We start from the raw sequence: 12225 nt of genomic DNA on the forward strand, positions 1-12225 counted from the left end.
GGCCAAAAAAAACCGTGGTTACCCACGGTTTCATTTTTTGGTTCGGCGTAGAAAATTACCAGAAGCGTTGCTGGGTCAAGCGGCTCCACCAGCTCAGCAATACGCGATCGACCGAACCGCTGGCTGCCATGCCAATGCGCTCTTGCAGGCTTTTGCGTTCGGCGTAATGCAAGTGGTACAGCTCGGACTTCTTCGCGCGTTCAGCGAGGTATTCGTCGCTGGTCTTGAGCTCGTCCACCAGCTGTTTGTCCAGCGCGGCGATGCCGAGCCAGATTTCACCGGTGGCGACCTCGTCGATGTCCAGTTGCGGGCGATAGCGCGAGACGAAGTTCTTGAACAGCTGGTGGGTGATGTCCAGGTCTTCCTGAAACTTCTCGCGACCTTTCTCGGTGTTTTCGCCAAACACGGTCAAGGTGCGCTTGTATTCACCGGCGGTCAGGACTTCAAAGTCGATGTCGTGTTTTTTCAGCAATCGATTGATGTTAGGCAACTGCGCCACGACGCCGATCGAACCCAGAATCGCGAACGGGGCGCTGATGATCTTCTCGCCGATGCACGCCATCATGTAGCCACCGCTGGCCGCGACCTTGTCGATGCAGATGGTCAACGGCACGCCAGCGTCGCGAATGCGCGCCAGTTGCGAGGACGCCAGGCCGTAGCTGTGAACCATGCCGCCGCCGCTTTCCAGACGCAGTACCACTTCGTCTTTTGGCGTGGCCAACGTCAGCAGTGCGGTGATCTCGTGGCGCAGGCTTTCAGTAGCCGACGCCTTGATGTCGCCGTCGAAATCCAGCACGAACACCCGTGGCTTGGCCTCGGGTTTCTTCTTTTGCTTTTTATCGGTTTTAGCCTGGGACTTGCGCAGGGCCTTGAGCTGGTCCTTGTCGAGCAAGGTTTGCTCAAGGCGTTCGCGCAGCCCTTTGTAGAAATCATTCAGCTTGCTGACTTGCAACTGCCCGGCCGACTTGCGTCGACCTTTGCTGCGCAACGCCGCGAAACTGGCCAGGACCACCAGAATGGCGATCACCAGTGTCACGGTCTTGGCCAGGAAACTGGCGTACTCGGACAAAAACTCCACAGTGACTCCTTCAAAACGATGCGCGGCCTAAAACACGCGCGGGATAACGCCAGCATACCCATGCTCCGCCTCGGCGGCCAGCCGTGAAACCTCTGGCAACAAGCCTGTAACGGGCATTTCAAACAAGCGTATGTTTTTTCATTGACAGCTCACCGTCATCCTCATAACCTCGCCAAACCTTCAACGTACCGGGATGACGCGGACGTGGGCAGCATCTATCTGATTCGACATGGCCAGGCCTCCTTTGGTGCAGACGACTATGACGTCCTGTCGCCGACCGGTGTTCGCCAGGCAGAAATCCTCGGCCAGCACCTCGCCGAGCTGGGTGTCAGCTTCGACCGCTGCCTTTCGGGCGACCTGCGCCGCCAGCAGCATACGGCCAACAGTGCGCTGGAACAGTTCGCTGCCGTGGGCCTGCCGGTGCCGACCCTGGAAATCGATTCCGCCTTCAACGAATTCGACGCCGACGCGGTGATCCGCGCGCTGCTGCCAGCCATGCTGGAGGATGAACCGGAAGCACTGGAGATCCTGCGCAACGCCGCGCAAAACCGTGCCGAATTCCAGCGCATCTTCGCCCTGATCATCGAACGCTGGCTCGCTGGCACCTATGACACGCCGGGGCTTGAAAGCTGGCTGGGCTTTGTCGAACGCGTGCAGGCCGGTCTTCAGCGCATCCTCGAAAGCGCCGACAACACCCAGAAAATCGCCGTGTTCACCTCCGGCGGCACCATCACTGCCCTGCTCCACCTCATTACTCAAATGCCGGCAAGGCAGGCATTTGAACTGAACTGGCAAATCGTCAACACCTCGCTCAACCTGCTGAAGTTTCGCGGTCGCGAGGTGGCGCTGTCTTCTTTCAACAGTCATGCGCACTTGCAACTGTTGAAGGCACCGGAACTCATCACGTTTCGCTGAGTCCGGACTATTGTGACCCTGGCTGTAATCACCCAGCTCTAATTACCCAAGAAAGGATCGAACCATGACCTCCGTAGCTGATGCCGTACAAGCAATGAAAGCCAAGTTCAACCCAGCCGCCGCTGCCGGTCTGGACCTGGTATTCGGTTTCCGCATCGACGATTCCAAGAACTTCTCGCTGATCGTCAAAGACAGCACCTGCGAGCTGCAAGAAGGCGAAAACCCTGACGCCCAGGTCACTCTGGTGATGGACGGCGAAACCCTGCAAGGCATCGTCGACGGTTCGACCGATGGCATGCAAGCGTTCATGGGCGGCAAACTGCGCGCTGAAGGCGACATGATGCTGGCCATGAAACTGTCCGAGCTGTTCCCAAGCTAAGACGGCGGTTCCCTTCATCGGGAACCTCCCTGGCTGCACACGAATCCCGCCCCTCGAGGCGGGATTCGTCGTTTTCCGCCCTTGGAAAACGGCTACCTGTGGATTTGCCGTCTATATTCCTTCTGGCCGCATGCGTCAGACATCGGCTGTTTGCCCTCGCTTCTTTTATGAAGAGCCTTTGCGCGGAGCACTGCCATGAGCCCACCTGACGACCACGACGGTTTCAACCGCCGACGTGTACTGCAAGGCCTTTCGGCAGGTGCCGTCGGTGCCTGGATCAGCCCGCTATTCGCAGGGAGTAAAACCATGCTCGATACCCCGGCCGACCTCATTTTGTACAACGGACGCCTGCACACCGTCGATCGCAAGAAACCACAGGCCAGTGCCGTCGCGATCAAGGACGGACGCTTTGTGGTGGTCGGCAGCGACGCCCAGGCCATGGCCCTGCAAGGCCCCGGCACGCAAATCATCGACTTGCACGGCCGCACGGTGATTCCAGGTCTCAACGACTCGCACCTGCACCTGATCCGCGGCGGCCTGAACTACAACCTCGAACTGCGTTGGGAAGGCGTGCCTTCGCTGGTCGATGCCTTGCGCATGCTCAAGGACCAGGCCGATCGCACGCCAACGCCACAATGGGTGCGGGTGGTCGGTGGCTGGAGCGAATTCCAGTTCGCCGAGAAACGCCTGCCGACGATTGATGAGCTGAACAAGGCTGCGCCGGATACGCCGGTGTTTGTGCTGCACCTCTACGACCGCGCCCTGCTCAACCGCGCCGCGCTGAAAGTGGTCGGTTATACCCGTGACACGCCGAATCCGCCGGGCGGAGAAATCCAGCGTGATGCCAACGGCGATCCCACCGGCATGCTGATCGCCCGCCCGAACGCGATGATTCTCTACTCAACCCTGGCCAAGGGACCGAAGCTGCCGCTGGAGTATCAGGTCAACTCGACCCGCCAATTCATGCGCGAACTCAACCGCCTCGGCGTTACCAGCGCCATCGATGCCGGCGGCGGTTATCAGAACTACCCGGACGACTATCAGGTGATTCAGCAGCTGGCCAAAGACCAACAACTCACCGTGCGCATCGCCTACAACCTGTTCACCCAGAAGCCCAAGGAAGAGCTGACCGACTTCAAAAACTGGACCAGCACTTCCCATTACGGCCAAGGCGACGACTTCCTGCGGCACAACGGTGCGGGGGAAATGCTGGTGTTCTCGGCGGCAGACTTCGAGGACTTCCTCGAGCCACGTCCGGACCTACCGCAAACCATGGAACAGGAACTCGAACCGGTGGTGCGCCATCTGGTGGAACAACGCTGGCCATTCCGCCTGCATGCCACCTACAACGAATCCATCAGCCGCATGCTCGACGTGTTCGAGAAGGTCAATCGCGACATTCCGTTCGATGGTCTGCCGTGGTTTTTCGATCATGCGGAAACCATCACCCCGCAGAACATTGAGCGGGTGAAAGCCTTGGGTGGCGGCATCGCCATTCAGGATCGCATGGCTTTTCAAGGCGAATACTTCGTCGACCGCTACGGCGCCAAAGCCGCCGAACACACGCCGCCGATCGCGCGCATGCTCGCCGAAGGCATTCCGGTGGGCGCCGGTACAGACGCCACGCGCGTGTCCAGCTACAACCCGTGGACCTCAATGTATTGGCTGGTCAGCGGCCGCACCGTCGGTGGACTGGAGCTGTACCCGCAAGGCTTGAGCCGCGATACGGCGCTGGAACTGTTCACCCACGGCAGCGCCTGGTTTTCCTCCGAACAAGGCAAGAAAGGCCAGATCAAAGTCGGGCAACTGGCAGATCTGATTGCGCTGTCGGCGGACTACTTTCATATCGAGGACGAAGCGGTCAAATGGATCGAGTCGGTATTGACCATCGTCGACGGCAAGATCGTCCATGGCGCCGTCGAGTTCGAAAAACTCGGGCCGCCGCCAGTGCCGGTGGTGCCTGAATGGTCGCCCGTTGCCAAGGTGCCGGGCCACTGGAAACCCCTGGCGCCACTGACGGCCCAAGTGCATCAATGCGTCGGCGCGTGTGCGGTGCATGCGCACAGTCATGAGCGAGCGCGAATGTCGTCAGCGCCGGTCAGTGATTTTCAGGGATTTTGGGGGGCGTTTGGCTGCTCCTGTTTCGCGTTTTGAACAAAGACTTCACCAACACCGCCGATCACTGTAGGAGCGAGCCTGCTCGCGAAGGCGTCTTGTCAGCCTACATCAGTGCTGAATGACAGGACCCCATCGCGACCAGGCTCACTCCTACAGGGGGCCCGTGTTGGGCAGAAATCAAGGCTGCAACAACAGCGCAATCAGCGCACTCCATCCCGTTTGATGGCTGGCCCCCATTCCGCGTCCGGTTTCGCCATGAAAATACTCATGAAACAGCACCAGATCGCGGCTGGCGGGGTCCGCCTGTAACTGCGGATACGCCGCCATTGACGGCCGATTGCCCTCTTCGTCGCGCAGTACAAGCCGGGTCAGTCGTTGGCTCAAGCTGTCGGCCACCTCATCCAGTGACGCCAGAAACCCCGAGCCCGTAGGGTATTCCACTGAAAAGTTCTGATCGTAATAGCGATGAAACTCGCGCAGGGATTCGATCAGCATGTAGTTGATCGGCATCCACACCGGCCCGCGCCAGTTGGAGTTTCCGCCGTACAGGCGCGATTCGGATTCTGCCGGTTCGTAATGGGCACAGAGCCGTTCGCCGTTGATTTGCAGGCCGAATGGCTGTTCGGCGAAGGCTTTGGACAACGAGCGAACACCGAATTCAGAGAGAAACTCGCTTTCATCAAGCATGCGTTTGAGCAGGTCCTTGGTGCGCTCGCCACGCAGCAGCGCCAGCAGCATACGGTTGCCTTCGCCAGGTTCGGTCCAGCGTGAAACCAGGCTGGCGAGGTCCGGGCGATGCCGCATGAAACCGAGCAAACGCTCACGCAAGCCGGGCAGCCCCTCATGCTCGTGTTGCTCCAGCACTTGCACGGCGAACAGCGGCATCAGGCCGACGATCGAGCGCAAACGCAGCGGCTCATTCACGCCTTCGGGGCGATGCAGGACGTCGTAGAAGAAGTGATCCTGCTCGTCCCACAAGCCTTCGGCATCGGAGTCGACCCGATTGATGGCCCCGGCGATGTAGAGGAAGTGTTCGAAGAACTTCACCGCAATATCGACGTACACAGCGTTACGTTTGGCCAACTCCAATGCCATGCGCATCAGGTCCAGCGCATAGGCGGCGACCCACGCCGTACCGTCCGCCTGGTCGAGCTGATAGCCGGGCGGCAACAGCGCCGAGCGGTCGAACAGGGCAATGTTGTCCAGCCCCAGGAAACCGCCCTGGAACAGGTTGCGGCCCTCGGCGTCCTTGCGGTTGACCCACCAGGAAAAGTTCAGCAGCAGTTTGTGGAAGATCCGTTCAAGGAAATCCATGTCCCCTGTTCCAGTCAGCGCCTTGTCCTGCTGATACACCCGCCAACAGGCCCAAGCATGCACCGGCGGGTTGGCGTCGTCGAAACGCCACTCGTAGGCCGGTAACTGGCCGTTGGGGTGCATGAAGCGGTCTTTGACCAGCAGCAATAATTGATGCTTGGCGAACCCGGGATCGATCAGCGCGAACGCCACGGCCTGAAAGCCCAGATCCCACGAGGCGTACCACGGGTATTCCCAGGTGTCTGGCATGGACACGATGTCGAAGTTCGACAGGTGGCGCCAATGGGTATTGCGAATGTGCTTACGCCCGGGTGGTGGCGAAGGCTGAGCCGGATCGCCGTCTAGCCACTGATTGACGTCGAAATAATACAGTTGCTTCGACCAGAGCAACCCGGCCAGGGCTTGACGCTGAACATTGCGCGCATCCGCATCCGCATCGGCGATGCCGGCTTGCAGGGCCGCGTAAAAATCATCGGCTTCGCTGCGACGCCGTTCGAACAGTGCGTTGGCGTTGACCTGAACCGCGCCGACCGGAGCGAACCGCAGGTACACGCATCGGCTTTGGTCGGCTTCAAAATCCAGGGTGAAGTGCGCCGCCACCCGGGTTCCAGCGTCATGACGGATCCCATCGTTGTTACCCGCGACCAGGAAATCATTGATGCCGTCCTTGAATGGCCCCCTCGCCGCCACGCCATCGAGTTTGGGGAAATTGCTCTCGTTGTTGCAGAACAGCCATTGGCAATCCTCCTCGCCCCAGGCACTGGCCTGGCGATCAGCGAGTTGCGGGTGCCGGGCCAGGACCTCATCGCCGCTTAGCGTGAGACTCGGCTGCTGCCCGTCCGCTGCCCAGCTCCAGCTGTTGCGCGCCCAGAGCTGCGGCAACACGTGCAGCCGTGCCGGCTGATCGGCCCGGTTGTGCACGGTGACACGCATGAAGAGGTCGTCGGCCGCGTGTTTGGCGTACTCCACCGTCACGTCGAAATAACGGTTGTCCTCGAACACGCCGGTGTCGAGGATTTCGTACTCGGTGTCGGCCAGGCCACGGCGAGCGTTTTCGGCCACCAGGTCGGCATAAGGGAATTCGGCCTGCGGGTATTTGTAGAGCATGCGCATGTACGCATGACTTGGCACGCCGTCGACGTAGAAATACAGCTCTTTGACGTCCTCGCCGTGATTGCCTTCGGCGTTGTTTAGGCCAAATAGTCGCTCTTTGAGAATCGGGTCTCGCTCGTTCCACAGGCCTAGCCCCAGGCACCAGTGCTGAGCTTTGTCGCAAAACCCGGCAAGCCCGTCCTCGCCCCATCGATAGGCACGGCTGCGGGCATGATCATGGGGAAAATAACGCCAGGCATCGCCATCGGCGCTGTAATCCTCGCGCACCGTGCCCCATTGGCGCTCGCTCAAGAAAGGCCCCCATTCGCGCCAGGCCTCGGCATCGCGGCCGGCCAGGCGCAGGCCTTCAGTCGTATCGAGGATGTTTGCTGCGTGCTTTGCCGTCATGGGGGGCGCCGTTGGGCTAGAGACGGTTGCAGTGTAGTGCTTCGCCGCGCCCCATAACTGAACAGCCCCTGTAGCAGCTGCCGAAGGCTGCGTTCGGCTGCGAAGCAGTCGTCAATCCGGGTATCTCGGTCTATCTGAAATACCGCGGTGCCTGATATTGCGACTGCTTCGCAGCCGAACGCAGGCTTCGCCAGCTGCTACATAAGCCCGCCCCCCGCGGTATCCGTTTACAATGCGTGCACTTCCCGCACCGGCCGCCCCATGGACATCGATCTCGCTCGCACCTTCCTGGAAATTGTCCGCCACGGCAGCCTTGCCGCCGCCGCTGAAAATCTCCACGTCACCCAGACCGCAATCACCGCGCGCGTGCAAAAACTCGAGAGCCAGCTGGGCAGCACGCTGTTCGTGCGCAACCGCGCCGGTGCGCGCCTGACGCCCAATGGCGAGGCCTTTGTGGTGTACGCCAATCAACTGGTCGAGACCTGGGAAGCGGCGCGTCGGGACTTGCCGTTGCCCGAGGGGTACCGCGACGTGCTGCACATCGGCGGCGAGGTCAGTCTGTGCAACCCGCTGATGCTCAGTTGGGCCGGCGAGCTGCGCGAGAAAATCCCCAGCCACGCCTTGCGCATGGAAATCCGTGACGGCGAGAACCTGTTGCGCCAACTGGAACTGGGGGTGCTGGACGCCGCGCTGGTCTATCAACCCGAGTATTGGCCGCGTCTGCAAGTCGAGCAGATCCTCGAAGAAAAACTCATCCTCGTACGCCTCGCCGGGCGCCCTGATCCTTACGTGTACATCGACTGGGGCCCGGACTTCCGCCGCCAGCACGATGCCGCCCTGCCAGAAAAAGCCAAGGCAGCCCTGAGCTTCAACCTCGGGCCACTGGCCCTGCAATACATCCTGGAAAACGGCGGCAGCGGCTACTTCCGCACCCGCGTGGTCCAGAGCTACCTGGAAAGCGGCGTACTGGAGCCCGTGCCCAAAGCCCCGGAATTCAGTTACCCGACCTACCTGGTTTATTCGCGCGATCGCGACTCGGCGACCCTGCAACGGGCCTTCGATCTGTTGCGTGAAGTGATCAAGACCGACGACGACTGGTCCCAGCGCTGGAACCCACTGACCTGAATACACCGGATCATGGCGCTTGTGACATCCAGCTTTGCTCAAGCCTGTGCGGGCAGATCAGCTAATCTGCTGGTTATAACAAAAACCAGAGGTGACCGCAGTGAGGCAGACCACCCAGGCATTTCGCAGCCGCTATCGCGCAGACATTCATCCCCGCTACAACCCTTGGCTGCACGGCGCCTTCGTGCTGCTGTTCGGCTTGCTGGCGATCGGCGGATTCTGGAGCACCGTGCATCAGGTCCAACCGCTGGAATGGGCGGCGGTGCCCCTGACGCTGTTGTTCTTCAACTTCGGCGTGTACATGGTGCACCGGCATCTGGGGCATCACAAAAAGAGCTTCGCGCGGATGTTTTACGCCCGCCATGCCGGCGACCATCACAGCTTTTTCGCCCCCGGCCACATGACCTACGACAGCGCCCGTGACTGGCGGGTGATTCTGTTTCCGGCCTGGCTGATCGTGGTCCACACCGTGGTCATCACCCTGCCCCTTTGGTGGCTTTTCAAGCAGGTCGATGCCAACGTCGCCGGACTGTTCGGCGGCTGTCTGGTCCTCGGGTACCTGATGTACGAGGTGTTTCATGCCTGCGAGCACTTGCCCCCCAGCAACCCGGTCACGCGTCTGCCGTGGATCCGCCAGATGCGCCGCCTGCATGAACTGCATCACCGTCGCGAGCTGATGCAGGAACGCAATTTCAATATCGTTTTTCCGCTGATGGACTACCTGTTCGGCACCCTGTACTGGGAGCCGGAGCATGACACCCCGACCCTGACGAGAACGACCATGACCCGCATGCAGCACCAGATCGCCATCGCTGGAAATCCGATTGAAGTGCTCGCCTATGCCAGCACCGTCACCCGTTGGCCGGAGTGGCATCCGTCCTCCCTCAAGGTCGAGGGGCAAGGTGGCCCGCTCCATGCCGGCCAGCGGTTCGAGGAAGACATCCGTGCCGGCGGGCGTACGGGGCACTTGAGCTGGGAGGTCAACGAATACCTGCCAGGACGGCGCTGGAGTGCCTGGGCGCGCGGTGATCATGGGCTGTCGCTGGTCGTGACCTACGAATGCGAAGCGCAGGGTGAAGGCACTCGCTTTGTGCGCACGCTGGAGTATCAGTTCAGTGGCCTGGCGATGCGTATCACCAATCAACTGCTGCTCAAGCGGCGCATCGAGCGCGAATCCGCGGCGTCGATGCTGGCGTTGCGCGAGATGGCGCAAAAACTCCTGACCCCGGCAGGAGTCACCGTGTGAGAAGAGCCTTCAGGTTTCGCAATCTGCTATTGCTGCTGATCATTGCCCTGGGCGCATTTCTGCTGTTGTTCCCGACCAAGGTGCGGCCGGTGGCCTGGACACCGGCGCCCGCACCTTCCCTCACCAGCGGCGTGTATGCCGACAATCAGCGCCTCAAAGGGGTGGAACGTGTCGGTCCGGCAGACATCGAAGGGCCCGAGGCGCTGTTACTGGAAGACAACGTGCTCATCACCGGGCTGCACGATGGCCGGCTGATCCGCACCAGCCTCGACGGTAAGGACACCAAAGTGCTGGCCGATACCGGCGGCAGACCGCTGGGCCTGGCACGCCACCCGAATGGATTGCTGGTGATCGCTGACGGCGTAAAAGGTTTACTGTCCCTGGATGCCCAGGGCCGGTTAATCCCGCTGACCACTGCGGCCGGCAGCGAGCCTTTCGGCTTTACCGATGACGTGGCCATCGACAAGCCCGGGCACTACGCCTATTTCAGCGACGCCTCCAGCCGTTGGGGCTATGGCAAGGATGGCGAGGCGATCATCGAGCACGGCGGCGACGGCCGTTTGTTGCGCTATGACTTTCAGACGGGCAAAACCACGGTGTTGCTGGACAAGCTCGAGTTTGCCAATGGTGTGACGCTGGGGCCGGACGATAGCTTTGTGCTGGTCAACGAAACCGGCGCTTACCGCATCACCCGCTTTTGGTTGAGCGGGCCGAAGGCCGGTACCCACGACGTGTTTATCGACAATCTGCCGGGACTGCCGGACAACCTCGCCTTCAATGGCCGCGACCGCTTCTGGGTGGCGCTCTACGCACCGCGCAATGCACTGCTCGACGCCACGGCGCCGCACCCGTTTGTGCGCAAGATGATCGTACGGGCAATGACGGTGCTGCCCAAACCCGTGGAAAAGCGCGCCTTTGCACTGGGCCTGGACCTCGACGGCAAGGTGATCGCCAACTTGCAGGATGCTAGCAACGGCAATTACTCGCCGATTACCACGGTGCGCGAGTATGGGGACTGGTTGTATTTGGGTTCGCTGAAGGCAAACAATATGGCGCGCATACCCCTCACCACCGCCCTCCAGAAGTAACGCAGATCAAATATGTAGCAGCGAGCCTGCTCGCGAAGGCGGTCTGACATTCAACATTGATATTGACTGGCAGGACCTCATCGCGAGCAGGCTCGCTCCTACAGGGGATGCGTGTGGGGAGGAATTAGCGGGCGCGCACCTTGTCAGGGGGTCATGGCGATCAACTGCATTCCAGTAATAACGCAGATCAAAATGTGGGAGTGAGCCTGCTCGCGATAGCGGTCTGACATTCAACATTGATATTGACTGGCAGGACCTCATCGCGAGCAGGCTCGCTTGTATGTTTAGACTTGAAGGGGTGGGCGGGACTAAAAGCTCGATTCCGACTCTAGCCAGTACGGACCGTGGGAGACTTCTCGTCCCGCCCTTTCTACCCAAAGCGCCGATAAGGAATTCATCGGTAAAACCGACGATAGAGGCAAGCCAGCGCAAGGGTAAACCCCGACAAGCACCTAAACCCTAGCTCCGAGGATTCGTCATGACAATCCTTACCTCGCCAACGGTAATCGGTATCGATGTGGCCAAGGCCGAAATCGTCGCTTACCGCGAAGACCTGAAAATCACTCAAGCCATCAACAACGATCGGGAAACTCTTGGCCGTTGGCTCAAAACGCTGCCTGCGCAAAGCTCAATTGCCCTGGAAGCTACCAGCATTTACCACTTAGACACGGTTGAGCTGGCCCACGAAATGGGGCATCGGGTTTACGTTGTGGATGCTTATCGGCTGAGCCACTACCGCGAAAGCATTGGCCAGCGGGCGAAAACCGACCCTTGTGATGCGCGTTTGCTGGCGCGTTACCTGACTAGCGAGCAGGAACGGCTGCGCATCTGGAGTCCACCTCCGCAGGCCTACAAAGTATTGAAAAGTCTGCTGCATAGACGCGCAGAACTCATCAACGTGCGTGTGGGGATCACGTTGAGCTGGTCGAGCGAACCGCTTCTGAAAGAGGAGTTGGCCCAGCAGTTGAAGTCCTTCAAACAAGCTGAGCAGGTCATTCAGAAGTTACTGCACAAAGTCAGCAAAGAAGCGGGCATCACCGAAAACATCAAGCGTTGCAAAGCCATTGAGGGGATTGGTGATCTTACTGCTATTGGCTTGGCGACCGCGTTCATGCGTGGCCACTTCGTCAGTGGCGATGCGTTCATTGCCTTTTTGGGGATGGACTTGAGAGCAAGAGATTCCGGGAAAAAGAACGGCCCACGTCACCTGAGCAAAAAAGGCGATACGGAGATACGGCGCCTGGCTCACAACGCGGCAATGGCGGCATGTCGGTCCCCCACTTGGAAACCGTACTATGAGTCCTACCTGGCCAGAGGCTTGGCAAAAACCCAAGCCCTGGTCATTCTCGCCCGCAAGCTGTGCCGGGTGGCATTCGCGCTCATGAAAAACCAGAGCGAATACCAGCCGAATTTGAGGCTGCAGGGTTCCCCTGCAACATAGAATCTCCCACAGGGGATGTGT

9 protein-coding genes are annotated in these 12225 nt (G+C 60.0%); 7 read left to right on the forward strand and 2 right to left on the reverse strand.

Annotated elements, in window-relative coordinates:
* Positions 1–55 precede the first annotated feature (55 nt).
* Complete coding sequence (gene sohB / locus ACA070_RS17985) at positions 56–1078, reverse strand: protease SohB (protein WP_497447716.1); 1023 nt, start codon at positions 1076–1078, stop codon at positions 56–58.
* 204 nt (positions 1079–1282) lie between these two features.
* On the opposite strand from sohB, the gene ACA070_RS17990 reads away from it, so the two are divergent.
* From ACA070_RS17990 to ACA070_RS18000, 3 genes are all read left to right on the forward strand, one after another.
* On the forward strand, positions 1283–1993 hold the full coding sequence (locus ACA070_RS17990; protein ID WP_497447717.1) for a histidine phosphatase family protein: 711 nt from the start codon (positions 1283–1285) through the stop codon (positions 1991–1993).
* A 64-nt stretch (positions 1994–2057) separates the two neighbouring features.
* A complete protein-coding gene (locus tag ACA070_RS17995) occupies positions 2058–2372 on the forward strand; it encodes an SCP2 sterol-binding domain-containing protein (protein WP_429521146.1) in 315 nt (104 codons plus the stop codon).
* Positions 2373–2678: 306 nt separating this feature from the next.
* Positions 2679–4526 carry an amidohydrolase gene (locus ACA070_RS18000; protein ID WP_497451977.1) on the forward strand — a complete coding sequence of 616 codons (1848 nt, stop codon included), beginning with the start codon at positions 2679–2681 and terminating at the stop codon, positions 4524–4526.
* 141 nt (positions 4527–4667) lie between these two features.
* Here the strand turns inward: ACA070_RS18000 and ACA070_RS18005 are convergent, their stop codons facing one another.
* Complete coding sequence (locus tag ACA070_RS18005) at positions 4668–7304, reverse strand: MGH1-like glycoside hydrolase domain-containing protein (protein ID WP_497447718.1); 2637 nt, start codon at positions 7302–7304, stop codon at positions 4668–4670.
* Positions 7305–7565: 261 nt separating this feature from the next.
* Here ACA070_RS18005 and ACA070_RS18010 point away from each other — a divergent pair, with 261 nt between their 5' ends.
* The 4 genes from ACA070_RS18010 to ACA070_RS18025 all read left to right on the forward strand — a co-directional run bounded on the left by ACA070_RS18010 (position 7566) and on the right by ACA070_RS18025 (position 12204).
* Positions 7566–8429, forward strand: coding sequence for a LysR family transcriptional regulator (locus ACA070_RS18010; protein ID WP_497447719.1), 864 nt, complete (start codon positions 7566–7568; stop codon positions 8427–8429).
* Between the two features lie 100 nt (positions 8430–8529).
* Entirely contained in the window at positions 8530–9675 is a 1146-nt protein-coding gene (locus ACA070_RS18015; protein ID WP_497447720.1) for an SRPBCC family protein, read from the forward strand.
* The gene (locus ACA070_RS18020) at positions 9672–10763 is read left to right on the forward strand and encodes an SMP-30/gluconolactonase/LRE family protein (RefSeq protein ID WP_497447721.1); all 1092 of its coding nucleotides are present in this window, start codon (positions 9672–9674) and stop codon (positions 10761–10763) included. The genes ACA070_RS18015 and ACA070_RS18020 overlap by 4 nt, the downstream gene beginning before the upstream one ends.
* Before the next feature lie 478 nt (positions 10764–11241).
* A complete protein-coding gene (locus ACA070_RS18025; RefSeq protein WP_497447722.1) occupies positions 11242–12204 on the forward strand; it encodes an IS110 family transposase in 963 nt (320 codons plus the stop codon).
* The last annotated feature ends 21 nt before the right edge of the window (positions 12205–12225 follow it).

The sequence above is a fragment of the Pseudomonas sp. LBUM1678 genome, assembly GCF_059695575.1.